This window comes from Larsenimonas salina, from assembly GCF_023736155.1.
Lineage (GTDB): Bacteria > Pseudomonadota > Gammaproteobacteria > Pseudomonadales > Halomonadaceae > Larsenimonas > Larsenimonas salina.
Window position 1 is genome coordinate 25,930 of record NZ_JAMLJJ010000009.1, and the last position, 26,938, is coordinate 52,867.

The window sequence follows — 26,938 nt, forward strand, 5'->3', positions numbered from 1 at the left end:
TACGCACGTACGGCGTCCCCCGTGTCCGAGAACTCGGGAGTTTAAAAAAAGAAACTGGAAAAAAGGCCGGCCCGGACGGGCCGGCCTTTATAGGGTCAGGCGCGCTCTTGCGTCACACCGTATTCGGCGGCTGCGTCGAGCAGCCAGCGGTAGGTGTAGTCGGCGAAGCTACGACGCACGACCAGTTCCCAGTGATCCTCGGCCGGGCGCCGAATGATGGTGGTCGCCTTGGCGAAGACCGTAGTTACGCCCTTGCCGACCGGGAACGCGGACGGATGCACGTCATAGACCACGGACTTCATCAGCACTTCCCGAACGTTGGCGCCGGACAGCGTCAGAACGGTCTGGCCGCCGCTGACGTTGACGATGCTGAAGTGCGCATCACCGAGCGCCTTGCGAAGCTTGGTCTCAAGCTCGGCCTCTTCACCACCGGGCACGATCACGAGCCACTCGTCCGGGCCAAGCCACTGAACCGAGTGCGTACCGGCGTCGTTCTGGGTCATCGTGTTCGGGCGGCCCGGCAGGGCGATACCGAGAATGTCACGAACGGCTTCGTCGAGCACGATGGCACCGCCGCGCAGGATCAGGTGACCCAGAAACGCCTTCTCGGCGATGCGCACGCCGGGGTTTTGCCCGGCGGGGCGTGATTCATGGTGCTGGTGTGTCCATGCCATCGGCGACTCGGCGCCTTCCTGACTGACCGGACGGCAATCGAATTCTTTGATATTAGACATTTTGACGCTCCCACTTGGGATCAAGAAATACCGGGCTGACGATTTCTGCTTCATGCACCGTGCCATCGACCATCGGCATGTAGACGGTCTGGCCCATGCGCTCGTGACCACCCTTGACGACCGCGAGTGCGATGCCGTGCTTCAGGTGCGCACTGTAGTAGCTTGATGTCACGTGGCCGACCATGGTCATCGGGATCGACTGGTTCGGGTCGAACACGATCTGGGCGCCTTCCTCGAGCACCACGCTTGGGTCCTTCGGCTTGAGGCCGACGAACTGCTTGCGGTCCTTGCGCGAGGTGTCGGGACGCGTCAGAGCGCGCTTGCCAATCCACTCGAACGGCTTGTCGTAGCCCACGGCCCATTGAAGACCAAGGTCTTCCGGCGTGACGGAACCATCGGTGTCCTGACCGGCGATGATCAGACCCTTCTCGGCACGCAGTACGTGCATGGTTTCGGTGCCGTACGGGGTCAGGCCGTATTTCTCGCCCTTGTCGAACAGCTCAAGCCAGACCTTCATGGCGTAGTTGGCTTGAATGTTGATCTCGTAGGCCAGCTCGCCGGTGAACGAGATTCGGAAGATGCGCGCCGGTACGCCGGCCACGGTGCCTTCCTTCCAATCCATGAACTTGAACGACTCACGGTCGAGGTCCAGATCGGTGGTCACTTCTTCCATCAGCTTCCGCGCGTCCGGGCCGGTCACGGTCATGGTGGCCCAGTGATCGGTTACGGAGGTGAAGTAGACGTCGAGTTCCGGCCATTCGGTCTGATGCCATACTTCCAGCCACTCGAGCACGGACGCCGCGCCGCCAGTGGTGGTGGTCATCAGGAAGTGGTTCTCACCGAGGCAGCTGGTGGTACCGTCGTCCATCAGCATGCCGTCGTCTTTACACATCAGGCCGTAACGAACGCGACCCGGCGCGAGCTTGGCCCACTTGTTGGTGTAGACGCGGTTAAGGAATTCACGCGCGTCCGGACCCTGGATGTCGATCTTGCCGAGGGTGGATGCGTCCAGAATGCCGATTTTCTCGCGCACCGCGAGGCATTCGCGGTTCACGGCCTCGTGCATCGTTTCCTTCTTGCCGTTGACGGTTTTCGGGAAGTACCACGGACGCTTCCACTGACCGACGTCCTCGAATTCCGCGCCGTGCTCGACGTGCCACTGATGCATGGCGGTGTAACGCTCGGGGTCGAACAGCTCACGGCAGTGACGGCCGGCGATGGCGCCGAAGGTGACCGGCGTGTAGTTCGGGCGGAACACGGTGGTGCCGACTCCCGGGATGCTGCGCTTCAGAATGCGCGCGGCAATCGCCATGCCGTTGATGTTGCCGAGCTTGCCCTGGTCAGTGCCGAAGCCGAGCGCGGTGTAGCGCTTGACGTGCTCGATGGACTCGAAGCCTTCACGGGTCGCGATGTCGATGGCAGAGGCCGTGACGTCGTTCTGGAAGTCGACGAACTGCTTGGGCGCGCGCAGCGTGTCCTTGGTGTGTGGCACCTGGTAAAGCTCGCAGCTCGGGCCTTCCTTGAGTGCGTCGACCTTCGGTACTTCGATCTTCTTGCTGCTGTCGAGGCTGCCGAGATCGCTGAGTGCCTGTTCGGCGGCGGCGGCGGCGTTTTCAAGCACGCTTTTCAGATCGAAGGTGCCGGTAACGCTGCCTGCAGAGGTCAGACCGCGAACCTCGCCGGGTACGAAACCAAGCACGTCGTCACGCCATTGCGGACGGGTACCGGTGTGCGAGGACAGGTGCACGACCGGGCTGTAGCCACCGGAACTTGCGATGGTGTCGCACTCGATGTCCTGAACCTTGCCGGTGACCTTGAAGCCCTGCGGATCGATTTCGGCAACGCATGCGCCAGAGACGCGGTTGGTGCCCTTGCCTTCGATCACGGCGCTGCCGGTGATGATCTTGATGCCGAGGTCACGGGCCTGATCGATCAGGCTGCCTTCGGGCGATTTACGCGCATCGACGATGGCGGCGACCTTGCGGCCGGCTTCGTGCCAGTCAAGTGCGGCGCGATAGGCGTGGTCGTTGGTGGTCGTGAGGACCAGCGTGTTGCCCGGTACTACACCGTAGCGACGGATGTAGGTCGAGACAGCGCCGGCGACCATGTTGCCCGGAACGTCATTGTTGGCATAAACCAGCGGACGCTCGTGCGTACCGGAGGCCAGAATCACGCGCTTGGCGCGAACGCGGTGCATGCGCGAGCGAACCTGCGGGCGGCCGTTGATCGGCGTGGCGCGGTCCCAGACGTGCTCGGTGCGGCGCTCGTGCAGGGTCACGAAGTTGTGATCGTGCAGGCCGTTGGCGGTGGTGCGCGGCAGCAGTTCGACGTTGTCGAGCTGTGTCAGTTCCTCGAGCACCTCGGCGACCCAGCGTGCGGCCGGCTTGCCGTCGATCAGCTCGCGGCTGTCGAGCAGGGCGCCGCCCATTTCTTCCTGTTCGTCGCAGACAATGACGCGCACGCCACTGCGACCGGCGGAAAGCGCCGACATCAGACCTGCCGCGCCGGCACCGACGATCAGAACGTCGCAGTGCTGGTTCAGGTGGTCATAGGTGTCCGGGTCGTTTTCACGCGGGCTGCGGCCGAGACCGGCGCCCTTGCGGATGTACTTTTCGTACGTCATCCACATGGAGGCCGGGGCCATGAAGGTCTTGTAGTAGAAGCCCGGCGGCATGAACCCACCGCCCATCTTGCCGACCATGCCCATCAGGTCGCGCTGAACGTTGGGCCAGCCGTTGGTGCTCTTGGCGACGAGGCCTTCGTAGAGCGCCTGCTGAGTGGCACGCACGTTCGGAACCTGAGTGGACTCGGTCGAACCAAGCTGCACCAGCGCATTGGGCTCTTCGGCACCTGCGGCGACGACGCCACGCGGACGCGAGTACTTGAAACTGCGGTTGACGATGTCGACGCCGTTGGCGAGCAGGGCCGAGGCCAGTGTGTCGCCTTCAAAGCCTGTGTAACGTGTGCCGTTGTAGGTGAACGTGAGCGGCCGCTTACGGTCGATGCGTCCACCCTTGGCAAGACGATTAGCCTGTGTCATGCCTGTTCCTCCTCGTTCAGTGATTCGCTCTCGGGACGTGCGCCAACGGTCTGCCAGCCGCTTGTTTCAGCCTGGACGCCGGACTGACGTTTCAGGTCCCCAACGTTTTCAGCGGTAACCGACGGGCGCTCACCCATCTTGTACGTCTCGTAGATTTCATAAGTTGCGGAGTTACGCGTCATGTTGAAGAACTTGCGGCAACCGACCGCGTGCAGCCACATCTCGTGGTGAACGCCGCGCTCGTTATCACGGAAGAACAGGTAGCCGCCCCATTCGTCGTCGGTGCTGTTCGCCGGGTCCGCCGGACGGCGCAGGTGCGCCTGACCGCTCGGGTGGAACTCTTCTTCTTCGCGGTACTCGTCGCAGTACGGGCAATAGATATGAAACATGCTGCAATCTCCTCAGTGAGCGACGCCAGCGGCACCGTGTTCGTCCACCAGTGCGCCCGTATTGAAACGGTCGATCGAAAATGGCGCGGCAATGGGGTGGGCTTCGTTCTTGGCAAGCGTTGCCGCGAAGATATGACCGGAACCTGGCGTGGCCTTGAAGCCACCGGTACCCCAACCGCAGTTGAAGAACATGCCCTTGACCGGCGTTGCCGAGATGATCGGGCTGGCGTCCGGGCAGGTGTCGACGACACCACCCCACTGACGGTTCATGCGGACACGCGAGAAGATCGGGAACATCTCGACGATGGCCTGAAGCGTATGCTCGACCGTCGTGTAGCTGCCGCGCTGACCGTAGCCGACGTAGCCATCGATACCGGCGCCGATGACCAGGTCACCCTTGTCCGACTGGCTGACGTAGCCGTGAACGTGGTTGGACATGACCACGGTGTCGAGTACCGGCTTGAGCGGCTCGGAGACCAGGGCCTGCAGCGGGTGCGACTCGAGCGGCAGCTTGAAGCCGGCCATCTTGGCAAGTACGCCCGAGTTACCGGCCGCGACGCAGCCTACGGTCTTGGCTTCGATGTCACCGCGGTTGGTGTGCACGCCATAGACGCGGCCGTCACGGATCTTGAAGCCGGTCACTTCGGTGTTTTGCAGAAGGTCAACGCCCATGGCGTCGGCTGCGCGGGCAAAGCCCCAGGCGACGGCGTCGTGACGCGCAACACCACCACGTGGCTGCCAGGAGGCGCCCATGACCGGGTAACGTGCGTTCTTGGAGCAGTCGAGAATCGGAACGATGTCCTGCACGCCCTTGGCGTCGAGCACTTCACCGTCGACGCCGTTCAAGCGGTTGGCGTTGACGCGGCGCTGGATGTCGCGCATGTCCTGCAGGGTGTGACCCAGGTTGAGTACGCCACGCTGCGAGAACATGACGTTGTAGTTCAAGTCCTGCGACAGACCTTCCCACAGCTTCATCGAGTGCTCGAACATCGCTGCGGCTTCGTCCCACAGATAGTTCGAACGAACGATGGTCGTGTTACGCGCGGTGTTACCGCCGCCAAGCCAGCCTTTCTCGATCACGGCCACGTTGGTGATGCCGTGTTCCTTGGCCAGGTAGTAGGCCGTCGCCAGCCCGTGACCGCCGCCGCCGACGATGATGACGTCGTACTGCTTCTTGGGCGTCGGGTTGCGCCATTGACGCTCCCAGTTCTCATGGTGGCTCATCGCATGCTTGACGAGCCCGAATCCTGAATAACGCTTCATGTTTATCTCCAAAGAACGCCGATCCGTTCTTGTCAGGCAATCAGAAGGCGGTGGCGTTTTCGTCGGCCATCGCGGAAGTTTTGGCGTCCCCGTAGACGGGGTAACGAGCGCAGAGGCGTGCGACCTGGTCGCGAACCTCGGCTTCGACCGCCTCGGTGGCATCGCCCTGTTCGAGCGCATCGAGTACGTCGCAGATCCAGCCAGCAAGCTGCACGCAGTCGGCTTCGACCATGCCGCGGGTCGTGATGGCCGGTGTGCCGATGCGAAGACCGGAGGTCACGAACGGGCTCTGCGGATCGTTGGGTACGGTGTTCTTGTTGACCGTGATGTGCGCGCGACCGAGCGCGGCGTCGGCGTCCTTGCCGGTAATGCCCTGCTTGATCAGCGACACGAGGAACAGGTGATCGTTGGTGCCACCGGACACCACGTCAAAGCCTCGCTCGATGAAGGTCTCGGCCATGACCTGAGCATTGGCCAGTACCTGACGCTGATAGTTGACGAAGTCCTGACACATCGCTTCCTTGAACGCCACGGCCTTGGCCGCGATGACGTGCATCAGGGGGCCGCCCTGCTGGCCGGGGAATACGGCTGCATTGAGCTTCTTGTACAGGTCGGCGTCGCCGTTGGCTGAAAGAATCATGCCGCCACGCGGGCCGCGCAGAGTCTTGTGCGTGGTGGTGGTCACGACGTGGGCGTGGGGCAGCGGGCTCGGGTAGAGATCCGCCGCGACCAGACCGGCCACATGGGCCATGTCGACCAGCAGCCACGCACCGACGTTATCGGCAATGGAGCGGAACCGGCGCCAGTCGATCACGCGCGAATAGGCAGAAAAGCCCGCGATGATCAGCTTGGGCTGGTGTTCGTTGGCCAGGCGCTCGACGTCGTCGTAGTCGATTTCGCCGGTCTCTGGGTCGAGGCCGTATTGAATGGCGTTGTAGTGCTTGCCGGAAAAGTTCGGCGCCGCACCGTGGGTCAGGTGGCCACCGTGGGCAAGGCTCATGCCGAGCACGGTGTCGCCGGGCTTGACCAGCGCCATGAAGACCGCCGCGTTCGCCTGGGCACCGGAGTGCGGTTGCACGTTGGCGTAGTCGGCCCCGAACAGGTCGCAGGCGCGCTCGATCGCCAGCTGCTCGGCCTTGTCGACGAACTCGCAGCCGCCATAGTAGCGACGACCCGGATAGCCTTCGGCGTACTTGTTGGTGAGCTGTGAGCCCTGGGCCTGCATTACCGCCCGACTGGTGTAGTTTTCGGACGCGATCAGCTCGATGTGCGCTTCCTGGCGCTCGACCTCTTCGGTGATGGCGGCCGTGATCAAGGGATCAAAGACGTTCAGATCATCATGGTTCATGGAAGTACCCGGCATCTTGTGATTGTTCGGCCCAAGCGGCCTTGCAGGCGGGACTTGGACAATGCGCGTCGGCTGGCGCCGATTCCGGTGGGATGGCGCGTCCGTGATGAGCCCATCATTGGCTGGATCGAGAGGCAAATGATTGAACGTTTGCGTCAGTTCTTTTGTAAGAAATCGCGAACGACGCTAATTTTTTGAATTTGCGTCATTTTTCGGTAACAAAGCGCGTCATTCATTAGTCGTGCATGTCGCGCTGAGATACACCGATGTCGCGGCTGTTATCGGTCGCTGTGGTCGTCGATGTGCAGGAAGAAGGGGTCCACCAGCGGCGTGTGCGCCGTTTTTGAACGTTTGCGCAATTCCGAGGGGGATACGCCGAAGGCGTCGCGAAAATGACGCGAGAAATGGGCGGTGTCGGAAAAGCCGCAGCGGTCGCCAATGTCGGTGACGCTTGCCTGAGTGTAGCTCAATAACCAGTACCCGTAGCGAAGGCGCAGGTCGCGGGCGAATTTCTGTGGGCTCATGCCGAGCTGATCGCGAAAGCGGCGCTCGAGGCTCCGCCGGGAGGTGTTGAGCCGACCGGCCAGCTCATCGACGCTCAGGATGGTGCCGAGGTGCTGCTCGAGCGTCGAAATGGCCCGTCGCACCAGCGGGTCGACCACCCGGTTGAAGATCACGGGCTGAGGCTGGGGGTGCGAGGCCTCCCGGGGCTCATCGATCAGCATGATGTGCAGGCTCTTTCGTGCCCACGAGCGGCCCAGATGGCGCTCGATCAGATACGCCGCCAGGTCGGCGGAAGCGATGCCGCCGGCGCAGGTCAGCCGGTCGCCGTCGTCCAGGTAGAGCTGATCGGCGACCGGCTCGATGTCGGGGTAGCGCGAAGCCAGATCGCGATGGTGGTACCAGCTGATGCAGCAGCGCCGGCCCTCCATCAGCCCGGCCTGAATCAGCGGGAAGGCCCCGGTGCAGATACCGATCAGCGGCACGCCCTTGTCGGCGGCGAGGCGAAGATAGGCGAGGGCGTCCGGGTCCTGCGGGTCGTCGTGCTCCTCGTCTGACAGCACCCCGCCGATCACGACGATGTAATCGAAGCGCTCAGGGGCGCTCAAGGGCTCGCAGTCGGTCATGACCGCGCCGCAGCTGGAGGCGACATTCTGACCGTGGCTTGTCATGAAGCGCCACTGACAGTGCACCTGCCGGCTGCGGTCGCCGTCATCGGCGGCCAGGCGCAGGCAGTCGACGAACGCCGAGAAGGGCAGCATGGTGAAGCGCTGCAAAAGAACGAACCCCACCGACAGGGGCGCGCATTGAGGCGCACTGGCATTTAACAGCATGACTCGGCCATCCGGGGACACGTTGATCCGTATTGTTGTTGTCGTGGCACCGGGGCGGCAAGCGCGCGGTGCAGTTGTTGGGCGACAAGAATAGTGCGGACGGCAAGGCGGTGTCGATACGCTCTTCAGTTCGATGCGGGGTTCAGGGCGAGAGGCTCACCCGAACGGTCGGGCTGCCGTCGGTTTCATCGAGTTCCAGCGCATGATCGAGCCGGCGCTCGTGGTCATCGAACAAGTGGCATGGACCGTCGATGGCGAGGCGAATCGGTCCGTCGACGATAACGCCTTCGGCCTTGAGTTCGGCCATTGGTCGACGCGCCGTCACCGGCGTCTCGTGGCCGGGCAGACGCACATGCACCAGTGCCTCGGTTCCAAGCGGTTCGATCAGATCGACCGTGCCGGAAAGCGCGCCGTCTGCGTCCAGGCGCAGATGTTCCGGGCGAATGCCCAGCGTTCGGGCCTGCGCAAGCACCGCATTTGAGCCCGTGAGCTGACGGTGGCCGGGTAGAAAGGCCAAACCGCCCTCATGATGCACCGGCAGCAGGTTCATGGCCGGTGAGCCGATGAATCGGGCCACGAAGCAGCTGGCCGGGCGTTCAAACAGCGCCATCGGCGTGCCGATCTGCTCGATCCGCCCGTCTCGCATCACCACCAGTCGGTCTGCAAGCGTCATGGCCTCCACCTGATCGTGGGTAACGTAAAGCATGCTGGCCCCGAGGCGCTTTTGCAGCCGGCGGATTTCGAGGCGCATCTGCACTCTGAGCGCGGCGTCCAGATTCGACAGCGGCTCATCGAACAGAAACACCCTGGGTTCTCTCACGATCGCTCGGCCCATGGCGACCCGCTGGCGCTGGCCGCCGGAAAGCTGTTTCGGCCGCCGGTCGAGCAGATGCTCGATGCCAAGCAGGGTGGCGGCTTCCTTGACCCGGCGCGAGATTTCCGCCCGCGGCCGTTTTTGAAGCGTGAGCGCGTAGGCCATGTTGCCGAATACGCTCATGTGCGGGTAGAGCGCGTAGTTCTGAAACACCATCGCCACGTCGCGCCTGGCGGGTTCGAGCGTGTTGGCCGGTTGATCGCCCAGGGTGAGCGTACCGCCGCTGATCGATTCGAGCCCGGCCACCATGCGCAGAAGCGTCGATTTTCCGCAGCCGGATGGCCCGACCAGTACCATCAGTTCGCCATCCTCGAGGGTCAGGTCGATACCATGTACGGCGCGCTGGCCGCCGGGATAGGTTTTCGTGAGCTGCTCGCAGGCAAGCGTTGCCATGTCAGGGCCTCCTTGGGGTGCGGGGTCATTTATCGAGGTCGGTCAGCCCGCGCACGAAAAACCGCTGGAAGGCGATGATGACGGCGACCGGCGGCAGAATCGTCAATACGGCCATGGCGGTGGCAAGCTGCCACGGCGGCAGGGTGTCGGTGGCCTGTACGAAGTTTTTTAGGCTGATGACGGCGGTGGCGTGCTCGGGGGAGTTGGCCGCGAGCAGCGGCCACAGATACTGGTTCCAGCCGTAGAGGAACATGATCACAAAAAGCGCCGCCAGATTGGTCCTTGAAAGCGGTATGACGAAATCCTTTAAAAAGCGCATTGGCCCGGCGCCGTCGAGCCGGGCAGCCTCGATCAGCTCCTGAGGCAGGCTCATGAAGCTCTGGCGCAGTAGAAAGGTCGCGGTGGCCGAGGCGATCAGCGGCAGGATCATGCCGGCGTAGGTGTCGATCAGGCCAAAGCGGGCTACCACGCTGTAGGTCGGGACGATGCGCACCTCGATGGGGAGCATCAGCGTTACGAAAATCAGCCAGAAACACAGCGTGCGGCACGGAAATCGAAAGAAGACGATGGCGTAGGCGGCCAGCAGGGAAATGGCGATCTTACCCACTGCGATGCCCAGCGCCATGATCAGGGAATTCAACAAGAGCCGGAGCGCGCTGACGCCGAGCCCGCTGATGGGCTCGCTCAGAAGCTGCCAGTAGTTGGCAAGCCCTTCGTCTCCAAACCACAGTGGCGCCACGCCGCTTTGAAGCGCGCCCGCGCTGTGGGTCGAGGCGGTAAGGGCGAGCCAGACCGGCAGGCCGAACACGAGCACGCCGAGCACTAAAATCACATGAGTGAGCCGGTCAAGACCCGGGCGGGAGTAGCGCATCAGTACTGCACCTGGCGTTCGATGTAGCGAAACTGGACGACGGTGAGTAGCCCCACCAAAGCCATCAACAGCACCGACTGCGCGCTCGAGCTTCCAAGGTCTCGGGCGACGAAGCCGTCTTCATAGAGCTTGTAGACCAGCGTGCGCGTTGCCCCGCCCGGCCCGCTAAGGGTGGTGTTGTCGATGGTGGCGAAGGTTTCGAACAGTACGTAGACGGTGTTCATCACCAGCAGAAAGAACGCAGTGGGCGAGAGCAGCGGCAGCGTGATGGTTGCAAAACGCTTGAAGGGGCCGGCGCCGTCGATGGCGGCGGCCTCGAGCAGCGAGGCCGGAATCATCTGAAGGCCTGCCAGAAAGAACACGAAGTTGTAGCTCATCTGCTGCCAGACCGAGGCGATCACCACCAGCAAGAGCGCTTGAGTCGGGTCGAGGTGCACGTTCCAGTGCACGCCGATCAGCGCAAGTCCGTGCGACAGCACACCGAGCACCGGGTCGAACATGAACAGCCACAAGAGCCCCGCCACTGCCGGGGCGACGGCGTAGGGCCAGGTCAGAAGCACCCGGTAGAGTTTCGAGCCGCGAAGAACCCGGTCGGCCAGCACCGCAAACAGCAGTGCCAACCCCATGGCGCCGGCCGCAACCGCGATGCTGAAGATCAGTGTGACGCCGGCGGCGCGCCAATACTCGGCGGTTGCCAGCACACGCTCGAAATTGGCAAGACCAACAAAGCGTTCGCCGAGGCCGAAGGCGTCCTGTACGTAAAACGCCTGACGCAGCGAGGCAAACGCGGGCCAGAAGAAAAACAGGACGACGATGACGAGCTGCGGCGCGAGCAGAAGCCACGGGGTCAGGCGGTGACGTTCGAATACGGTCATGACGACGTTCGCGGGCGACGTGTGCCGCCCGCGACCTTGATCAGAGGGTTACTGGCCGACGCTTTGCTGAAATTGCGTCAACTGCGCGTTGCCCCGTTTAGCGGCGTTATCCAGTGCCTCGGGCACCGAGTCGCGGCCGTTGAACGCGTTTTCCAGCGCGTCAGCAATGATGTTTCGAATCTGCGGCATGTTGCCAAGGCGCAGGCCGCGCCCGTTGTCGTTCGGGGTGCCGCGGGTCAGCTGATTGATCGCCACGTCCGCGCCGGGGGTCTTGTCATAAAAGCCTTGCTGCTTGAGGCGCTCGAACGCGGCGGTGGTGATCGGCACATAGCCGGTAAAGCTTGCCCAATCGGCCTGAACCTCGGGCGAGGCGACGAAGTTCAGAAATCTGGCCACGCCCTTGTAGACCTCGTCGCGTTGGCCCTTCATCACCCACAGCGACGCGCCACCGATGATCGAGTTCTTCGGCTGGCTGATCGCATCCTGATCGAAGGGCATCGGCGCGATGGCGAATTCGAAGTTGCCGGCCGAGGCGTCCTTGATGCCGGCCTGGGAGGCGGATGATGTGGTCAGCATCGCGCAGCGACCGGACTGGAAGCGCTTGGTGCCGTCATCGCCGCGGCCGCCGTATTCGAACGCGTGCGTTTTTTGCCAGTCGGCGAGCTGCTGGATGTGGGCGACGGTCTCGGGCTGCTGATTGAACACCAGCCGGGTGTCGGTGCCGTTGAAGCCGTTGGCCTTGGTGGCGAAGGGCAGGTCGTTGATCGCGCTGAAGTTCTCAAGCTGAGTCCAGCTCGGCCAGGCGGTGGTCAGGCCGCATTCGGACGCACCGCGTTCAACCAGTGTCCGGGCATCGTCGCCCAGCTCGCTCCAGGTTTTCGGCGGCGCGTCGATGCCGGCTTTCTTGAACGCGTCCTTGTTATAGTAGAGCACCGGGGTCGAGGAGTTGAACGGCATCGACAGCATGTGGCCGTCGGCGCTGGTGTAATAGCTTTTCACCGCCGGCAGGAAGGCGTTGGGATCAAACGGCGTGTCGGTATCCTGCATCAGCTCATGAACCGGGTAGATCGCGCCCTTGGCGCTCATCATGGTCGCGGTGCCGACCTCGAACACCTGAGTGATGGCCGGCGCCTTGTTCGCGCGGAATGCCGCGATGGTGGCGGTCAGGTTGTCGCTGTAGCTGCCCTTGTAGACCGGCTTGACCACGTACTGATCCTGGGATGCGTTGAACGCATCGGCGATCTCATTGACCTTGTCGCCCAGCACGCCTTCCATGGCGTGCCACCAGGTGATGGTGGTCGCAGCGTATACAGGCGTTGCAAGGGGCGCGGTGGCCAGAATCAGGGCAGACAGTAGACGGTTGAAGCGCACGAGGTATCTCCGGGCGGGCAAGTGAGAAAAATCTCATACGAGCGTAAGTCGGCAAGATGTCAGCCCAGTGGCGCCTTGATGACAGTGTGATGTCACCGCTATGCGCTGTGTGCTGTAGTTGAGCTACTCCATCGAAAAGATAGGCCTCGTGGGCTGCGTGAGGCCGCGACTGGCGAAGTGAACCGGTAAAGAGGTGGTTAAAGCGCACTACTTAGGTCGATGGTGGTGTAATTTGGCAACGCCTGGTTCCGCGATGGTCTGGTTTATACGAGCGCGTATCGCGGGCATTCTTTTGGTACTGAAACCGTTCCCATTGGCGTAATTGACGCATTGGCGCGTCCATTGGCCCTATCGGGATCGGCTTGATCAAGGAGTCGCCTCTTGCCGTCCTCTCGCTCACCGTCTCGGCCCACCATTATCGATGTCGCCCGGGACGCCGGTGTTTCGAAAACCAGTGTATCGCGCTATTTCGGCACGGAACGCACGCTGTTGTCGGAGTCGATGCGCTCGCGCATCGAGGCGTCGATTGCCCGGCTTGAATTTCGGCCCGACCGCATCGCAAGTAGCCTGCGCGGACGCAAGACCGGACTGATCGGCATGCTGGTCGCCGACCTTCGAAACCCCTATACGGTCGCGATGGTGCATGGGGCCGAGCTTGCCTGCCGCGAGCGTGGCTATGCGCTTGTGGTGTTCAATACCGACAACGACGACGCCCTCGAGCGGCGCCACCTCGATATTCTCAAGGGCTACAGCATCGAAGGGCTGATCATCAATACCCGTGGACAAAACCTGGCGCCCCTGCAGCAGAGTCTCGCCTCGGGCCTGCCAATGGTGCTGGTCGACCGTCATATGCCGGGCCTTGAGTGCGACATGGTGGGCCTCGATAACGCGCAGGCGGTGGCGCTTGCGCTGTCGCACTTGAGCGAGCAGGGGTTTCAACACGTGATGCTGGTCACGGAGCCGGTCGCGGGCATCAGTTCCCGTGAGGAGCGGGTGGCGGCGTTTGACGTCGAAGCGGGCCGGCTTTGCCTTGGCCATCAGGTGCTTGAAATCGAACTCGGCGATAACGCTGAGCGGCTCGACTGCGCCGTGGGGGCGTGGCTCGAGCGCGGTGAGCACCCCCGGGCGCTATTGTCTGCCAATGGCGTGGTCACGCTTGCGCTGTGTCAGGCGCTGTCACGGCTTGGCGCGCAGTCGTTTGAGCGCGCCGGACTGATCGGCATCGATGAGCTCGAATGGTGTTCGCTGGTGGGGCCGGGCATTTCGACCATTGCTCAGCCGGTCGAGGCGATCGGTGCCCAGGCTGTCGAGCGGCTTTGGACCCGGATCGAGGGGGCCACGGACGCCCCATGTCAGGTCGTGCTCGAGGGCGAACTGACGCCGCGCGGCTCGACCATGGCGGCTGTCCGGCCCTAGCTCCGCGCGGGGGCGGCGCTGGATCAATTAAACGTGTCATTGGGAACGTTCCCAATGGCAAGCATCAATTCACGGGGTGGCGGCAAACGGTCAACCCCATGGCATAGGCAGTAACGATCATGAGTGATGGTGTGTGGGTATGCACCTCCGCGTTCGGGCGTACGGCGGGCAGCGCCAACGGGCAGATTCAGGCCGTTGAGTGGATCGCGGCATCGGGCGCGCAAGGGGTGGAGATTCGTGAGGAACTGCTCGATGAGCGCCCCGGCATGCTGGCCTCGCTTGCCGATGCGCTGCGACGAAGTGGGCTATCGACCGTCTATTCCTGCGCCCGGCCGCTTTTTTCAGACAACGGCCAGCTTGACGGCGACCGTTTTCTGGCTGCCTGTGAGCGGGCGGTCATGCTCGGTATACGCCGGATCAAGGTGGGGCTTGGCAACCTGTCGCTCGACGGGCTCGACTCGGCGCTGCCTGCGCTTGTCGCGCTGTTCGAGCCCCTTGAGGTCGGGGTGTCGATCGAAAACGATCAGACCCCCGGCGGCGGCGACCCACGCCATCACCAGGCGCTGCACCAGGCGCTGGCAGAGCGGCTGCCATCCTCGAGCCGGCCGCACGCCACACTCGATCTCGGCAACGGATGCTGGACCGGCCATGCCCTCGACGACAGCGCCCGGCGTCTTGCGCCCTGGCTTGGCTATGTGCACTGCAAGCAGGGCGTCTGGCGCGACGGGCAGTGGCACGCTTCGGCACCGGATGAGGCCACCCTCGCGCATTGGGCTGCTCTCTGGGTCAACTGGCCGGCCAATCTGGCCCGTGCCATCGAATTTCCCGTGACGCCGGACGCGTTGAGCGCCTGGGTCTCGACGTTGTCCTCTCTTTCAAACGGCGGTTTCACCGCCCCTGATACGACAGCCGCATGCTGTCAGGAGCGTATTTCATGACTCGATCCACGACGTTCGACGTAATTGCCTTCGGTGAAACCATGGCGATGATGGTGGCCGATGATCCCGGCGAGCTGGCCGAGGTCACCCGGTTTACCAAGCGCATCGCGGGGGCGGACAACAATGTCGCCATCGGCCTTGCCCGGCTCGGGTTGACGGTTGGGTGGGTCAGCCGTGTCGGCGATGACAGTTTCGGCCGCTTTATCCGCCAGACGCTGGCCGGCGAGGGGCTCGATGTCTCGCGGTTGAGCACCGATGAGCGCTACCCCACCGGGTTTCAGCTGAAGTCGCGCCGTGACGACGGCGGCGACCCGGCGGTGGAGTATTTCCGGCGTGGCTCGGCGGCAAGCCATATGGGGCCGGAAGACGTGCCGGAGTCGCTGCTTTCGAGCGCCCGACACCTGCACTGCACCGGCATTCCGCCCGCACTCGGCGAGGGCCCGCTCGCGCTCAGTGAGCACGCGATGAAAACCATGCGCCGCGTGGGCGGATCGGTGTCGTTTGACCCCAATCTGCGGCCGTCGCTTTGGAAGGACCGCGAGACCATGCGTCATCACCTGAACCGGCTGGCGTCGCTTGCCGATGTGGTGCTGCCCGGTCTTTCCGAGGGCGAGATTCTGACCGGCGAGTCGACGCCTCAGGGCGTCGCTGAATTCTATCTTTCCCAGGGCGTGCGTGAGGTGGTCATCAAGCTTGGCCCCGAGGGGGCGTGGTATCAGAACGACTCCACCGGATTCATGGTGCCGGGCGTTAAGGTAGACCGAGTGGTCGATACCGTTGGTGCCGGTGATGGCTTCGCGACCGGTTTCGTCAGCGCCTGGCTCGAGGGCTTGCCTGCCGAGCAGTGCGTGGCCCGAGCCAATCAGATCGGTGCGTTTGCGGTACAGGCCAGCGGCGACATGGAAGGCCTGCCGACCCGAGACGCGCTCGAGCGTGCGATGAGCTCTTGACGCCCCTGACCGGCGGGCGCGAGCCCGTCGGTCACCCCTAAGCCAGATCATGACAAGGAGTCAGCAATGAGCGCGCGCTTACCCGTACGGCGTTGGTGGTATCTGATGCCGATCGTTTTCATCACGTATTCGTTGGCCTATGTCGACCGGGCCAACTTTGGCTTTGCGGCTGCCGGCGGCATGGCGGACGACCTTGGCATCACGCCTGCGATGTCCTCGCTTTTGGGGTCGCTGTTCTTTTTAGGGTATTTCTTCTGCCAGGTGCCGGGCACCATCTACGCCGAAAAGCGCAGCGCCAAGGTGTTGATCTTCTGGTGTCTGATCGCCTGGAGTGGGCTGGCCACGCTGACCGGAATCATTCCCAACGCCTACGCCCTGATCGTGGTGCGTTTTCTGCTCGGGGTGACCGAGGCGGCGGTGATGCCGGCGATGCTGGTCTATCTGAGCCACTGGTTTACCCGCGCCGAGCGCTCGCGCGCCAACACCTTTTTGATCCTCGGTAACCCGGTCACGATCCTTTGGATGTCGGTGCTGTCGGGCTACCTCATCGAGCACGCCGACTGGCGCTGGATGTTCATCATCGAGGGTGTGCCCGGGCTTATCTGGGCGGTGTGCTGGTGGTTTTTGGTGGTCGACAGGCCCGAGCAGGCAACCTGGCTTCGAGATGACCAGAAAGCGCAGCTGGCCGAGGCGTTCGAGGCCGAACAGCAGGATCTGAAACCGGTCAAGAACTACGCAAGCGCGTTCAAAAATCCCAAGGTGCTGCTGCTGTGCGTGCAGTACTTCTGCTGGAGTGTCGGCGTCTACGGCTTCGTTCTGTGGCTGCCCTCGATGCTCTCGAAGGCCGGTAGCCTCGACATCGTCGAAACCGGCTGGCTCTCGGCCGGGCCGTACGTTGCCGCGGTGATCGGCATGCTGGTGGTGTCGTGGGGCTCGGATAAATGCCTCAACCGCCGTGGGTTCGTGTGGCCGCCGCTGGCGATTGCCGGGGTCGCGTTTCTGGGGTCCTTTTTGCTCGGGCCGGGCCATTTCTGGGGGTCCTACGCGCTGCTGGTGGTCGCGGGCTTTGGTCTTTACGCGCCCTACGGCCCGTTTTTCGCGATCATTCCCGAGATTCTGCCGCGAAACGTCGCCGGTGGCGCCATTGCACTGGTGAACTCGCTCGGCGCGCTCGGCGGCTTCATCGGCGCCTACGGTGTCGGGTACCTGAACGGCATCACCGGCAGCTCCGCCACGTCCTACGTGGCCATGGGCGGGTTCCTGCTGGCGGCGGCGGCGTTGACGCTGTGCGTAAAGCCCGCCACCGAGAAAGCCCCCAAGGGCTACACCGTGGCGGCAAGCGCTGCGCGATGAACATGTATTATCTGGTTTGAACAAGGAGCAGCCCGATGGCAGACACCACTACGCCCCCCGAGAAGAAAACGGTCATTGTTTATAAGCGCCCGCTGGCGCCGGACCTGATGGCGCAGCTCGAGCAGCGCTTCACGGTGCTCGATTTCACCGGCGTTACCGACCTGGCCGAGGAGGCCGATTTCCTCGAGGCGCTGCCGCGCGCCCATGGGTTGATCGGTGCAAGCGTCAAGCTCGACCGGGAATTGCTTGCACGTGCCGAGCGGCTGGAGGCGATTTCGAGCATTTCGGTCGGCGTCGACAACTACGACATCGCGTATCTGAACGAGCGCGACATCGTCTTGTGCCATACCCCGGACGTGTTGACAGAGACGACCGCAGACACCGCGTTTCTGCTGATTCTTTCCGCGGCGCGGCGCGGGGTCGAGCTTGCCAACATGGTCAGAAAGGGCGAATGGACCGAGAGCGTCAAGGAGCCTCAGTTCGGCGTCGATGTGCACCACAAGACGCTGGGTATCGTCGGCATGGGCCGCATCGGTCAGGCGATCGGGCGGCGCGCGAAGTTTGGCTTTGGCATGACGGTCAACTACCACAACCGCTCGCGCCATGAGGTCGTCGAGCAGGAGCTGGACGCGACCTGGCTCGAGTTCGAGACGTTGCTTGAGCGCTCCGACATCGTCTGCGTAACGGTGCCGCTGTCAGACGCCACCCGCAAGATGTTCGATCAAAAGGCGTTTGAGGCCATGGGCGCCGAGTGCATTTTCGTCAACATCTCCCGCGGCGGTGTGGTGGATGAGCCGGCGCTGATCGAGGCGCTTCAAAACGGCACCATCCGTGCGGCGGGCCTTGATGTGTTCGAAACGGAACCGCTGTCGGCGGATTCGCCGCTGACGCGCCTCGATAACGCCGTCACTCTGCCGCACATTGGCTCGGCCACTCATGAGACCCGCTTCGCGATGGCAGAACTTGCGGTTCAGAACCTGATCCAGAGCCTTCAGGGCGACCGCCCGCAGGCGCCCTACAACTGGGACGCGCTTGACCGAGGCTAGGCGACTGACTGGACGTCACTTGAACGCGCCGGGGCTTGCCCCGGCGTTGGTCGTTCAAGGGGCTTAGCCCGTGTGATCCTTGGCCGTTTCTGCCGGTGACGCGCCGAGCATCAGAAGCGCCACGGCGGCAATTGCAGCGCCGAGCGCCATGGTGATGGCCACGCCCTGAAGGCCGAAATCCAGCGTGAAGAGGATGCCGACCACGATCGGTGACAGCGCGGCGCCACCCCGACCGACGCCAATGGCAAAGCCGGTGCCCGAGGCGCGCTGGGCGGTCGGGAAGCGCTGGGCGAACAGTGCATAAAGGCCCACCACACCTGCGTTGGTGCAAAAGCCGGTCACCCCGACAATCAGCGAGACTTCGCTTAGCGAGTCCGCGCCCCGGCCAAACAGGATCACCATGACAACCGACAGACACAGCGCCGCGATGGTGACCTTGCGTATCGGCAGGTAGCGGCCCAGAAGGCCCAGCAGGATGCCGCCGAGCGCGCCGCCGATATTGGCCCAGATCAGTACGCCGGCGGCGTTGGCAGCGTCGAAGCCCATACCCACGACGATTTCCGGCACCCACTTGATGATGAAGTAGAAGGTGGCGATGTGCATGAAGTAAGCCAGCGTCAGCAGCAGCGTGGTGCGAATCAGCCCCGGTTTGAAGATCGCCAGCAGCGAACCGTCACTTTGATCGGCGGGCAGCTCCGGCAGGTGCGCGACCGTTGGGTGACCGAGCCTTCGCATTTCACGATTGATGCGCTCGAGGGCGTTCGGGGGGCGGCGCTGGCAGAGATACGGCACGGTTTCCTTGAGCAGCAGAAAAGTCAGCGGAATCATCAGTGCCGTCACCCCGGCGCCGAAGAAGAACACGGCGCGCCAGTCGAACAGGCGCAAAAGCTGGGCGGCGACGGTGCCGCCGATGATGGCGCCCAGCGGGTAGCCAATGGCCATCAGCGACACGCACAGATTGCGGCTCTTGCGGTTGGCGTACTCGGCGGCGGTCGCGTTGATCGAGGCCAGCATACCGCCGATACCGACGCCGGTGAGCACGCGCCAGGTGGCCAGTTCGGTCACGCTTGCCGCCATGGCTGACATCAGCATGCCAATTGTCATCAGAAGCAGGCAGCCCAGATTGGCCGGTCGGCGCCCGATCCGGTCTGTCAAACCGCCCAGCAGGATCGAGCCCAGCGCCATGCCGATCAGCTCCATGGCAAGTACCACCCCCAGCTCGGCGCGATTGATGCCCCATTCGGCCACGATGCCAGGCGCGGCGAAGCTGATGGCGAGCACATCGAACCCATCGAGCGCATTAAGGGTGACGGTCGCGGCGACGGCCAGGATCTGGGCGCGCCCCATCGGGGCGTCGTCGATCAGCTGGCGTGGGTCGGCGTGAACGTGGGCGGTGGTGTCGGGTGTCATGCAGGACTCCTCGTTGTTGTTATTGCATGCCCATGCATCAGAGGGGCAGTCGGTCGGTCAGGGCGCTTGAATCAGGGCGCTGCCGCGCAGGCGCTCGAGCCGCGCCGGGTGCTCGAGGACGGTGTCGAGATTGCGTTGGGCAAGGCGTGCGTGCTCGCGCGCGATCTGTTCGGCGCGGGCGCCTTCGCCGTGGGTGATGGCATCGACCAGGCAGCGGTGCTGGTCGTTGGCGATGAGCAGGCTTCGATGCGCCGAGGGCGAGTGGGCGTAGCTCATGACAAACGCGCTGGGCGAGGCGAAGGGCAGGTGTTCGATGCGCGCCAGCGCTTCGGCCAGCGCCATGTTGTCGGCCAGTGCGATCAGGTGCTGGTGAAATGCGCTGTTGAGCGTCGTGTACTGCGAGAGGGCGTCTTCATCGAGGACGGGATGCATCACAAGGGCGTCGATGCGTTCAACGAGCTGGCGAAGAGGCTCGAGCCGGGCCGCGGGTGGGCGTGCCTCGGCGGCCTGACGCGCGGCCAGCCCCTCGAGGGTACCTCGAAGCTCGATGGTCTGCTTGAGGTACTCGGGCGAGAAGCTTCGCACCGCGTAGCCGCCCCGATCGGCGCGCTCGAGAAGCCCTTCATGGGCGAGGCAGCTGAGCGCTTCTCGAAGGGGCGTTCGGGAAACGCTCAGGCGGTCGGCCAGTGAAGCCTCCCACAGACGCTCACCCGCGCACAGGGTGCCGTCGAGAATCCAGCTTCGAAGGGTGAGCAGCACACTCACTGACTGGCGCATGATCGGGCCGCTCGAGGGAACATGGACCGCCGCATCGCTTGCCTCCACGGGTGAAAAACACGTCGTCATGTATACACATGTATCGGGCAAGCAAGGAATTCGCGACCTTTTCGAGCCAAATTTGGTCTAAAGCACTAGGCGCTCAAGCAATGTGTATACATTGAGCCGCTTGGTACGAATGACGAGGCGCGCAACAGGCGCCACCCTCTTTTACAGGCGCCACCCCTTCTACCCATCCCGAGGACGTCATGAACAACGAATCGTTTGAGTCCACTCGGCCGGATGAGCTGGCCCCCTTCATCGGCCACCACGTCATCTACACCTACGACAACGGTTGGCAATACGAGCTGTATCTCAAGAACGCCGACACCATCGACTACCGCATTCACGGCGGCATGGTCGGAGGCCGATGGGTCAAGGATCAGAAAGTGCATCTGGCTCGATTGAGCGACGAGGTGTGCAAGGTGTCCTGGCATGAACCGACCGGCACATCGGTCAGTCTGGCGCTCAATCTGTCCGAGCGGCGAGTGCATGGCATTATCTTCTTTCCGCGCTGGGTCGCCGAGCACCCGGAGCGTACGGTCTGCTATCAGAACGACCATCTGGAGGCGATGGTGCGTTACCGGGACGCCGGGCCAACCTATCCCTATCTGATCATCGACGAGTTCGCCACGCTCACCTTCAAGGACTGCCCGGGGCCGAACGACGAACGGGTGATCGCGTGTGCGCCCGAGGCATTGCCCGAGGGGTTTGCCGACCGCCGGCAGTGAGCGCCGGCTAGCGCGGAAGCGCCTCCGGGCGGTAGCGTTCGAGCAGTGCCCAGAGAATCGCTGCGGTTTGCGTGTCCGGCTCGCCCGAGTAATCGGCGGGCCGGAAGTGCATCTGAAAGGCGCGGGTGGCGGCGCGGGCCTGGTCGGTCAATCGGTCGGTCGGCGAGACGGCGTAGCCATAGGCCGAGAGGGCACCCAGAAACTGTGCGAGCGATGGCGGCTCACGCTCGAAGCGCGCGCGAAAGTGGTCGACGCTCTCAGGTCTGGGCCAGGCGCCGATGCCGGCGCGGTAAAGCCGGTGCCACGGAAATGCCGGCCCCGGGTCGACCTTACGGGTCGGGGCGATGTCCGAGTGGCCGACGATGGCGGTCGGGTCAAGGCCGTAGCGCCGGGAGATATCACGGGCGAGCGCGATCACGGCGTTGATCTGGTCGGCGGAGTAAGGGGCCCAGCCATTGAGCGTGCCCTCCCGCGGGCCTTCGTTAACGATCTCGATCCCGATCGAACTGTCGTTGAGGTGGGTTCTGCCCTGCCAGGCGCTGACGCCTGCGTGCCACGCCCGGCGTGATTCCGGCACCATCTGAAGCACGATGGGGGTGTCGCCCCGGCGCTCGGGCGAACGGGTGATCAGATAGTGCACGCTGACGTTTGGGCCCTGAAGGGCGCGAAACGCGGCCGCGTTGTCGTCGCTTGTGAAATGAAGCACCAGAAAGCGCACGCGTGAATTGCTGACGTTAGCCGGATAGTGGTGATCGACCAGATAACCCGCCCGCGCGTCCAACGGATGCGACTGGCTCAAGCGGTCCGGCGGGCCGGGCGCCAACAGCGGCGGCGCCTGATGGGGGTGCCACTCGGTGGGAAGCGTTAGCGAGCTACTGGCGCAGCCTGTCATCAACACCACGAGGGCGATGAGGCTTGCCGGTCTTGTCAGCGAGTAGAGCATGCGGCGTCGGTGTCAGTGAATGCAGAGCCCGAACTCTAGCATGCTTACATCTGCTGCGGTTTCTTGGGCACGGCCAGCCGCGACGCCGGAAAGACGCAGCGGAAGGTGGCGCCCTGGCCGACGTCGCTTTCGATTTCAAGGCGGGCATCATGGCGCAGCAGTACGTGCTTGACGATGGCGAGGCCGAGACCGGTGCCGCCGCTTTGAGTCGATCGGCTCTTGTCGACGCGGTAGAACCGTTCGGTCAGCCGGCTCAGATGCGTCTTGGGAATACCGTCGCCGTCGTCGATAACCTCAACCATCGCACCGCGAGGGTGATCCAGGTAGCGCAGGGTAATGGTGGTGCCGTCCGGGGTGTAGCGCACTGCATTGATCACCAGGTTCGACAGCGCACTTCGAAGCTCGTTGGCGTCTCCCAATATCGTCCGGTGCTCATCAAGTGACAGGGTGAACTGATGGCGGCCGTTCGAGAGTGAGGCGGCGTCGGTGTGGATCTCCCGGCACAGGGCGGCGATATCGACCGGCTGGCGTTCGGTCTGGCGCTCGCTGGTTTCGAGCCGCGACAGCGTCAGTAGGTCATCGACCAGGCTCTGCATGCGTCGTGTCTGGCTTTGCATCTGGCCGAAGGCGCGCTTGAGGCGCGGCGGTACCGGGCTTTCCTGCTGGTCGGCCTGATCCAGAAAGGTTTCAAGGTAACCCGAGACCACGGTCAGTGGCGTTCGAAGCTCGTGAGAGACATTGGCAACGAAGTCGCGCCTTGTCTGCTCGAGGCGTTGGAGCCGCGTGACGTCGCGGGCGAGCACCAGGCGTTCGTTATCGCCGAACACCGTGATGCGGGCCTCGATGGTACGCCCGTCATGCGCCGGCGATGAGAGAAAGACAGGCTCGCTGTAATCGGCCTGGTTGAAGTACTGGATAAAGGCCGGGTCACGCAGGTAATTGGTGATGTGGTGGCCGCGGTCGTGGCGGGCGTCAAGGCCAAGCATCCGCTCGGCAGCGCTGTTCCACCAGTCCAGGTGACCGGCCCGATCGAGCATGACGATGCCATCCTGCATCGCTTCCGAGGACTCCTCGACCCGGGTCAGAACGCGGCGAAGCCGGCCTTGAAGTTGCGCCTGGCTTTTCTGGTAGCGATAGAGGCGGTCGAACAGATCTCCCCACACGCCGTCGCCGGAAGGCGGCTTTTGCATGACCGGCGCTTCAAGCCAGCCGTAGAGCTTTTTCAGGTGCCAGAGCGTAAAGGTCATATGCACGGCAAGTCCCAGCGCGACGCCCCAGCCGCCTGCGCCGATCAAAAGGCCCAGCAGTCCGAACCCGATCACGAGGTAGGAAAGCCGCCATATTTCGTTGGTCCAGTAATGCATTGTGGGGGCGGTCGCCTAGTGCTGGGTTGAAAACCGATAGCCGGTGCCACGCACGGTCTGGATCAACTGTTGATAGGGGTCACCAAGCGCCTTTCGAAGCCGGCGGATGTGCACGTCGACCGTGCGTTCCTCGACGTAGACATTGCCGCCCCAGACCTTGTCGAGCAGTTGGGCGCGCGTATAGGCCCGCTCCTGGTGGGTCATGAAGAACTGAAGCAAACGGTATTCGGTAGGGCCGATGTCGATCAGCTGGCCGGCGCCGCTGACGCGGTGACTCGAGGGATCAAGACGCAGACCATCAACCTCGACGGCCTCTTCGACGCCCTTGGGCGTCGTGCGCCGGAGGACGGCCTTAAGCCGGGCAATCAGTTCTCGCGGGGAGAACGGCTTGACGATGTAGTCGTCGGCGCCGCTTTCAAGCCCCATGACCTTGTTGTCTTCTTCACCCTTGGCCGTCAGCAGAATCACGGGTACTTCGGCCGTGGCGGAATCGCGCTTGAGCCGGCGTGCGAGTTCGATGCCGCTGAGGCCGGGCATCATCCAGTCGAGCAGCACCAGATCCGGCTGGTCATCGACGATCAGGGCATGGGCATCCTGAGCGTTGTCGGCCTCGAGGACCTTGAAGTCGGCCATTTCGAGTGCGATAGCCACCATTTCGCGAATCGCGGCTTCGTCATCGACGATCAGAACAGTTTTCGACATGAGTCGCCTCTTTTATTGAGTGCGCAGTACGTCGCGGTGTGGGTACGTGCGGCTGTATTGATGACAAGGCGATGACAGTTTTAACGCTTGGGTGTGACAGCAATATGACACACGGAGCCAGGGGCGAGAAGAGGGGCGGTGAGGCGTTCGGGAAGGGGCGTTATTCAGAAGCGGCCGCCTCTCGCGGCGAAACGAGAGACGGCGTGGGGCACGTGTCGGGCCGGATTGCGCCTAGGGCCAGACCGAGAGCGCAATGCCTGCAAACAGCAGCACGCCGCTCCAGTGGTTGTTCAAAAAGGCCTTGAAGCAGCCTTCACGGGTGCGGGTCCAGGTGAGTTGCTGCTGATAGAGAAAGGTCACCGCGATGCCGACAAGTCCGAGCCAGTAAAACCCGTCGAGCCCGGCGGCAAGGCCGAGCATGAACAGCAGACCCAGCACCAGAAGCTGCAACAGGCCGATGATCAACCGGTCCTGTGCGCCAAACAGTACGGCCGTGGATTTGATGCCGACCTTTAGATCGTCGTTGCGATCAACCATGGCGTACTGGGTGTCATAGACCAGGGTCCAGGCGACGTTTGCGAAGAACAGCCACCAGGCAATGGCGGGCACGCTTTCCTGTACAGCGCCGAACGCCATCGGAATGCCCCAGCCGAACGCCGCCCCGAGGACCGCCTGCGGGAAGTGGGTGTAGCGCTTCATGAAAGGGTAGATTGCCGCTAGCGCGGCCGCCCCCAGCGACAGCCAGATGGTGAAGGCGTTGGTAAAGCAGACCAGAACGAACGCCAGCACCAACAGCGCGGCGAACAGAATCAGCGCCTCCCTGGCGGAAATACGCCCGGTGGCAAGCGGCCGGGCACGGGTACGCTCGACATGGCCGTCGAAATTACGGTCGGCGTAATCGTTGATCACACACCCGGCCGCGCGCATGACGTACACCCCCAGGATGAAAATGATCAGCGTGCTGCGCTCGGGCTGGCCGTTTGATGCCAGAAACAGCGCGGCAAGCGTTGGCCACATCAAAAGCCAGGTGCCGATGGGGCGGTCGAGACGCATCAGTTTCAAGAAGTCGGGCAGGCGCTGAAACGGGGGCGGTAAGGACATCATGACGCGGCGTAAGCTCCCTTGGGTGGGTAATGATGGGCGATGAACGATGACACTGAAGGTGCATGGCGTCGGGTGAGTCTAACGCATCATCGGCTTGGGGTGGGCAGTCGGCAGGCCGTGGTCATGGCGGGCAGGAAGAATTCCTGCACCAAAAGCGTGATGTCCGGGTGCTGGAACACTGACCGGCGCCCGGCGAGCGCGCCGACCCCCAGCGGGTCGCGTGTGGTGATTTCAAGCATCGAGCGGCGGGTAGCGCTTTGTCGAAAGAGCCAGTGGCCCAGCGGCGTTCGCCCCATGCGCGCCAGTAACGCCTCCGCGCGGGCGGTCGGCAGTGCCAATGAGCGGGCGTAAACCCAGGGCGTGTCACCGCAGTTGAGCGTGACCTCGCGTACGCGCACATGACGCCGGCAGGCTAGCCCCAGACGCTGTTGCTCGTCCGGGTGGGGGCGCTCGAACGCTTCGTTGAGCACTGTGACGCCGAGCGGCGCTGGCATGGCGTGCTCGAGCCGCGCGGTCAGCGAATCCTCGCTTGCAAGCCACGGGCCCCAGCGGGCATCGAGGGTGGTCGGCCATAGCGTAAGGGCGTGCCAGGAAGAAAAACGGGGCATCGGGTCTGCTCACGGTGAACGAGGTGCAATATGACGCGGTGAGTATAGAGCTTGAGCCCCGTCTTCCCAATGGGTAGCCTCTGGTGCCGCACTGACGCTTGCCCCGCGGCGTTCAAATCGCGTTACGCTAAGGTTGCGCTGGCGGTGTCGGGGCAGAGGTTGCTAGGCTAGAGCGTGCTCGTCACGCGGCCAACGCCTTTGTAGGTCGTGCCCGGGGAAGCAAACCGGGCGGTCAAGAGAAAACAACAGTGCACGCGGCATCGACTGCCATGTATCGCACGACTTAGGAGACATTATGCGTAAGCCCGAACTTGCTGCAGCAATCGCGGAACAAGCCGACCTGTCCAAGGACAAGGCCGGTCAAGTGCTCAATGTGATTCTCGATGAGATCACGGGCCAGGTTGCTAAAGGTGAAGATGTCACGCTGATCGGCTTTGGGTCGTTCACTGTGCGCGAGCGTGCAGCGCGCACCGGTAAGAACCCTCAAACGGGCCAGGCGCTCGAGATTCCGGCCAGCAAGACCGTGGCATTCAAGCCCGGCAAGAAGCTCAAGGACGCAGTTCAGTAAGTACGCTATCGATGCCGGCATTCGCCGGCATTTTTTATGGCTGGTTTTATGATCGTACGCCGCTGGGCGTACGCGCCTGTTTGGCCTAGGCTTTAGAGGGTGTCGGCCTGGGAGAACGCCAATGAAATACCGATTTGTACTGTGGTTTTTAGGGCAACTATTAAAGCGTGCGTATCGGCGCTCACCGGAGTTTCGCGACAACCTCGAAAAAAAGGGGCCGTTCAGCTTCGGCATCGGTCTTGACGAGGATCCAGACGTTGGACGCCATTACACGCTTTCCCCCAACAGAGTCGATAGCGGCGAGGGCGTGCCAGTCACGACCGACCTCGAACTTCGTTTTCAAGACACCACCACCGCCGTTTCCTTTCTCAAGCGCCCCAACGCCCGCCACTTCCGAACGCTTTTGATGGCGCACCGCCTGCGTTTAGTGGGCAGCGTGCGGGACCTCGAACGGCTTCAAACGCTTTTAAAGCACGTGCGTAAGTGAGCGTGGCCGT

General features: G+C 63.1%; 25 protein-coding genes. 8 read left to right on the forward strand and 17 right to left on the reverse strand.

Annotated elements, in window-relative coordinates; all coding sequences use genetic code 11:
* Nucleotides 1–95: 95 nt before the first annotated feature.
* The 10 genes from NAT23_RS13685 to ugpB form a co-directional block, all read right to left on the reverse strand.
* Nucleotides 96–734: a sarcosine oxidase subunit gamma gene (locus NAT23_RS13685; protein ID WP_251929190.1), complete on the reverse strand. Its 639-nt coding sequence runs from the start codon at nt 732–734 to the stop codon at nt 96–98.
* Entirely contained in the window at nt 727–3,774 is a 3,048-nt protein-coding gene (locus NAT23_RS13690; RefSeq protein ID WP_251929192.1) for a sarcosine oxidase subunit alpha, read from the reverse strand. The genes NAT23_RS13685 and NAT23_RS13690 overlap by 8 nt, the downstream gene beginning before the upstream one ends.
* Nucleotides 3,771–4,163, reverse strand: coding sequence for a sarcosine oxidase subunit delta (locus NAT23_RS13695; RefSeq protein ID WP_251594509.1), 393 nt, complete (start codon nt 4,161–4,163; stop codon nt 3,771–3,773). The genes NAT23_RS13690 and NAT23_RS13695 overlap by 4 nt, the downstream gene beginning before the upstream one ends.
* A gap of 12 nt (nt 4,164–4,175) precedes the next feature.
* Entirely contained in the window at nt 4,176–5,426 is a 1,251-nt protein-coding gene (locus tag NAT23_RS13700; protein WP_251594511.1) for a sarcosine oxidase subunit beta family protein, read from the reverse strand.
* Between the two features lie 40 nt (nt 5,427–5,466).
* Entirely contained in the window at nt 5,467–6,774 is a 1,308-nt protein-coding gene (gene glyA, locus NAT23_RS13705) for a serine hydroxymethyltransferase (RefSeq protein ID WP_251929194.1), read from the reverse strand.
* Nucleotides 6,775–7,052: 278 nt separating this feature from the next.
* On the reverse strand, nt 7,053–8,108 hold the full coding sequence (locus NAT23_RS13710; RefSeq protein ID WP_251929196.1) for a GlxA family transcriptional regulator: 1,056 nt from the start codon (nt 8,106–8,108) through the stop codon (nt 7,053–7,055).
* A gap of 142 nt (nt 8,109–8,250) precedes the next feature.
* The gene (locus NAT23_RS13715; RefSeq protein ID WP_251929198.1) at nt 8,251–9,375 is read right to left on the reverse strand and encodes an ABC transporter ATP-binding protein; all 1,125 of its coding nucleotides are present in this window, start codon (nt 9,373–9,375) and stop codon (nt 8,251–8,253) included.
* A gap of 25 nt (nt 9,376–9,400) precedes the next feature.
* Complete coding sequence (gene ugpE / locus NAT23_RS13720; protein WP_251929199.1) at nt 9,401–10,246, reverse strand: sn-glycerol-3-phosphate ABC transporter permease UgpE; 846 nt, start codon at nt 10,244–10,246, stop codon at nt 9,401–9,403.
* A complete protein-coding gene (locus NAT23_RS13725; protein WP_251929202.1) occupies nt 10,246–11,121 on the reverse strand; it encodes an ABC transporter permease subunit in 876 nt (291 codons plus the stop codon). Before NAT23_RS13725 ends, ugpE begins: the two co-directional genes overlap by 1 nt.
* Before the next feature lie 48 nt (nt 11,122–11,169).
* Nucleotides 11,170–12,492 (reverse strand): sn-glycerol-3-phosphate ABC transporter substrate-binding protein UgpB, encoded by a 1,323-nt coding sequence (gene ugpB, locus NAT23_RS13730; RefSeq protein WP_251929204.1) that lies wholly within the window; start codon nt 12,490–12,492, stop codon nt 11,170–11,172.
* 381 nt (nt 12,493–12,873) lie between these two features.
* On the opposite strand from ugpB, the gene NAT23_RS13735 reads away from it, so the two are divergent.
* The 5 genes from NAT23_RS13735 (at nt 12,874) to NAT23_RS13755 (ending at nt 18,195) form a co-directional block, all read left to right on the forward strand.
* The gene (locus NAT23_RS13735; RefSeq protein WP_251929206.1) at nt 12,874–13,908 is read left to right on the forward strand and encodes a LacI family DNA-binding transcriptional regulator; all 1,035 of its coding nucleotides are present in this window, start codon (nt 12,874–12,876) and stop codon (nt 13,906–13,908) included.
* A 119-nt stretch (nt 13,909–14,027) separates the two neighbouring features.
* A complete protein-coding gene (locus NAT23_RS13740; RefSeq protein WP_251929209.1) occupies nt 14,028–14,846 on the forward strand; it encodes a sugar phosphate isomerase/epimerase family protein in 819 nt (272 codons plus the stop codon).
* Complete coding sequence (locus NAT23_RS13745; RefSeq protein ID WP_251929211.1) at nt 14,843–15,796, forward strand: sugar kinase; 954 nt, start codon at nt 14,843–14,845, stop codon at nt 15,794–15,796. Before NAT23_RS13740 ends, NAT23_RS13745 begins: the two co-directional genes overlap by 4 nt.
* Before the next feature lie 66 nt (nt 15,797–15,862).
* Nucleotides 15,863–17,149 carry an MFS transporter gene (locus tag NAT23_RS13750; RefSeq protein ID WP_251929214.1) on the forward strand — a complete coding sequence of 429 codons (1,287 nt, stop codon included), beginning with the start codon at nt 15,863–15,865 and terminating at the stop codon, nt 17,147–17,149.
* A 35-nt stretch (nt 17,150–17,184) separates the two neighbouring features.
* Entirely contained in the window at nt 17,185–18,195 is a 1,011-nt protein-coding gene (locus NAT23_RS13755) for a 2-hydroxyacid dehydrogenase (RefSeq protein ID WP_251929216.1), read from the forward strand.
* 63 nt (nt 18,196–18,258) lie between these two features.
* On the opposite strand, the gene NAT23_RS13760 is transcribed toward NAT23_RS13755, so the two are convergent.
* The gene (locus NAT23_RS13760; RefSeq protein WP_251929217.1) at nt 18,259–19,605 is read right to left on the reverse strand and encodes an MFS transporter; all 1,347 of its coding nucleotides are present in this window, start codon (nt 19,603–19,605) and stop codon (nt 18,259–18,261) included.
* A gap of 57 nt (nt 19,606–19,662) precedes the next feature.
* Nucleotides 19,663–20,451 (reverse strand): GntR family transcriptional regulator, encoded by a 789-nt coding sequence (locus tag NAT23_RS13765; protein ID WP_251929219.1) that lies wholly within the window; start codon nt 20,449–20,451, stop codon nt 19,663–19,665.
* A 179-nt stretch (nt 20,452–20,630) separates the two neighbouring features.
* Here NAT23_RS13765 and NAT23_RS13770 point away from each other — a divergent pair, with 179 nt between their 5' ends.
* Nucleotides 20,631–21,152, forward strand: a complete 522-nt coding sequence (locus NAT23_RS13770) for a phenolic acid decarboxylase (protein ID WP_286010049.1) — start codon at nt 20,631–20,633, stop codon at nt 21,150–21,152.
* A 7-nt stretch (nt 21,153–21,159) separates the two neighbouring features.
* Here the strand turns inward: NAT23_RS13770 and NAT23_RS13775 are convergent, their stop codons facing one another.
* The 5 genes from NAT23_RS13775 to NAT23_RS13795 form a co-directional block, all read right to left on the reverse strand.
* Nucleotides 21,160–22,095: an N-acetylmuramoyl-L-alanine amidase gene (locus NAT23_RS13775; protein ID WP_251929221.1), complete on the reverse strand. Its 936-nt coding sequence runs from the start codon at nt 22,093–22,095 to the stop codon at nt 21,160–21,162.
* Between the two features lie 44 nt (nt 22,096–22,139).
* Nucleotides 22,140–23,459 carry a phosphate regulon sensor histidine kinase PhoR gene (phoR, locus tag NAT23_RS13780; RefSeq protein ID WP_251929222.1) on the reverse strand — a complete coding sequence of 440 codons (1,320 nt, stop codon included), beginning with the start codon at nt 23,457–23,459 and terminating at the stop codon, nt 22,140–22,142.
* Between the two features lie 15 nt (nt 23,460–23,474).
* The gene (gene phoB, locus NAT23_RS13785) at nt 23,475–24,161 is read right to left on the reverse strand and encodes a phosphate regulon transcriptional regulator PhoB (RefSeq protein WP_251594546.1); all 687 of its coding nucleotides are present in this window, start codon (nt 24,159–24,161) and stop codon (nt 23,475–23,477) included.
* A gap of 231 nt (nt 24,162–24,392) precedes the next feature.
* The gene (gene ubiA, locus NAT23_RS13790; protein WP_251594548.1) at nt 24,393–25,265 is read right to left on the reverse strand and encodes a 4-hydroxybenzoate octaprenyltransferase; all 873 of its coding nucleotides are present in this window, start codon (nt 25,263–25,265) and stop codon (nt 24,393–24,395) included.
* 86 nt (nt 25,266–25,351) lie between these two features.
* Entirely contained in the window at nt 25,352–25,873 is a 522-nt protein-coding gene (locus NAT23_RS13795; RefSeq protein ID WP_251929223.1) for a chorismate--pyruvate lyase family protein, read from the reverse strand.
* Nucleotides 25,874–26,168: 295 nt separating this feature from the next.
* Between NAT23_RS13795 and NAT23_RS13800 the strand changes: the two genes are divergently transcribed.
* Both NAT23_RS13800 and NAT23_RS13805 read left to right on the forward strand, forming a co-directional pair.
* Nucleotides 26,169–26,441 carry an HU family DNA-binding protein gene (locus tag NAT23_RS13800; protein WP_251594552.1) on the forward strand — a complete coding sequence of 91 codons (273 nt, stop codon included), beginning with the start codon at nt 26,169–26,171 and terminating at the stop codon, nt 26,439–26,441.
* Between the two features lie 121 nt (nt 26,442–26,562).
* Nucleotides 26,563–26,928, forward strand: a complete 366-nt coding sequence (locus tag NAT23_RS13805) for a hypothetical protein (protein ID WP_251929224.1) — start codon at nt 26,563–26,565, stop codon at nt 26,926–26,928.
* Nucleotides 26,929–26,938 lie beyond the last annotated feature (10 nt).

Excerpts from the sequence above, each read along its gene's own strand:
- NAT23_RS13765 (WP_251929219.1), bottom strand. The coding sequence starts at position 20,451 with ATGACGACGTGTTTTTCACCCGTGGAGGCAAGCGATGCGGCGGTCCAT.
- NAT23_RS13710 (WP_251929196.1), bottom strand. The coding sequence starts at position 8,108 with ATGCTGTTAAATGCCAGTGCGCCTCAATGCGCGCCCCTGTCGGTGGGG.
- NAT23_RS13805 (WP_251929224.1), top strand. The coding sequence starts at position 26,563 with ATGAAATACCGATTTGTACTGTGGTTTTTAGGGCAACTATTAAAGCGT.
- NAT23_RS13755 (WP_251929216.1), top strand. The coding sequence starts at position 17,185 with ATGGCAGACACCACTACGCCCCCCGAGAAGAAAACGGTCATTGTTTAT.
- phoR (WP_251929222.1), bottom strand. The coding sequence starts at position 23,459 with ATGCATTACTGGACCAACGAAATATGGCGGCTTTCCTACCTCGTGATC.
- NAT23_RS13750 (WP_251929214.1), top strand. The coding sequence starts at position 15,863 with ATGAGCGCGCGCTTACCCGTACGGCGTTGGTGGTATCTGATGCCGATC.
- phoB (WP_251594546.1), bottom strand. The coding sequence starts at position 24,161 with ATGTCGAAAACTGTTCTGATCGTCGATGACGAAGCCGCGATTCGCGAA.
- NAT23_RS13760 (WP_251929217.1), bottom strand. The coding sequence starts at position 19,605 with ATGACACCCGACACCACCGCCCACGTTCACGCCGACCCACGCCAGCTG.
- NAT23_RS13685 (WP_251929190.1), bottom strand. The coding sequence starts at position 734 with ATGTCTAATATCAAAGAATTCGATTGCCGTCCGGTCAGTCAGGAAGGC.
- NAT23_RS13740 (WP_251929209.1), top strand. The coding sequence starts at position 14,028 with ATGAGTGATGGTGTGTGGGTATGCACCTCCGCGTTCGGGCGTACGGCG.
- NAT23_RS13725 (WP_251929202.1), bottom strand. The coding sequence starts at position 11,121 with ATGACCGTATTCGAACGTCACCGCCTGACCCCGTGGCTTCTGCTCGCG.
- NAT23_RS13800 (WP_251594552.1), top strand. The coding sequence starts at position 26,169 with ATGCGTAAGCCCGAACTTGCTGCAGCAATCGCGGAACAAGCCGACCTG.
- NAT23_RS13775 (WP_251929221.1), bottom strand. The coding sequence starts at position 22,095 with ATGCTCTACTCGCTGACAAGACCGGCAAGCCTCATCGCCCTCGTGGTG.
- NAT23_RS13745 (WP_251929211.1), top strand. The coding sequence starts at position 14,843 with ATGACTCGATCCACGACGTTCGACGTAATTGCCTTCGGTGAAACCATG.
- NAT23_RS13700 (WP_251594511.1), bottom strand. The coding sequence starts at position 5,426 with ATGAAGCGTTATTCAGGATTCGGGCTCGTCAAGCATGCGATGAGCCAC.
- NAT23_RS13695 (WP_251594509.1), bottom strand. The coding sequence starts at position 4,163 with ATGTTTCATATCTATTGCCCGTACTGCGACGAGTACCGCGAAGAAGAA.
- NAT23_RS13770 (WP_286010049.1), top strand. The coding sequence starts at position 20,631 with ATGAACAACGAATCGTTTGAGTCCACTCGGCCGGATGAGCTGGCCCCC.
- ugpE (WP_251929199.1), bottom strand. The coding sequence starts at position 10,246 with ATGCGCTACTCCCGCCCGGGTCTTGACCGGCTCACTCATGTGATTTTA.
- NAT23_RS13795 (WP_251929223.1), bottom strand. The coding sequence starts at position 25,873 with ATGCCCCGTTTTTCTTCCTGGCACGCCCTTACGCTATGGCCGACCACC.
- NAT23_RS13715 (WP_251929198.1), bottom strand. The coding sequence starts at position 9,375 with ATGGCAACGCTTGCCTGCGAGCAGCTCACGAAAACCTATCCCGGCGGC.
- ubiA (WP_251594548.1), bottom strand. The coding sequence starts at position 25,265 with ATGATGTCCTTACCGCCCCCGTTTCAGCGCCTGCCCGACTTCTTGAAA.
- NAT23_RS13690 (WP_251929192.1), bottom strand. The coding sequence starts at position 3,774 with ATGACACAGGCTAATCGTCTTGCCAAGGGTGGACGCATCGACCGTAAG.
- glyA (WP_251929194.1), bottom strand. The coding sequence starts at position 6,774 with ATGAACCATGATGATCTGAACGTCTTTGATCCCTTGATCACGGCCGCC.